1 protein-coding gene is annotated in these 241 nt (G+C 41.5%); it reads left to right on the top strand.

Annotated features, from left to right (window positions below):
- Positions 1-241 (top strand): NFACT RNA binding domain-containing protein (locus ACYQ78_RS40060; RefSeq protein WP_459806228.1); only part of this gene is annotated, 241 nt, incomplete at both ends.

Genomic DNA, 241 nt, shown 5'->3' with positions numbered 1-241 from the left:
AGGAAAACAGGCATGGTTCTCTACTTTAAAAGCAATGTTGTCACGCCGTCATACATCATATTTATGGGCGCAGACAAACACGAAAATGAAGAGTTGATTAAATGGGGATACCCTGAGGATGTTTGGTTTCATGTCGACAAACTGTCATCAGCTCATGTGTATCTTCGATTACCAAAGGGTGAAACATTGGATGATATTCCCTCAGTAGTTCTAACAGACTGTGCACAGCTTGTAAAGGCCA

This window comes from Herbidospora sp. RD11066, from assembly GCF_054661255.1.
This window is presented reverse-complemented; position numbering and strand designations above follow the sequence as displayed.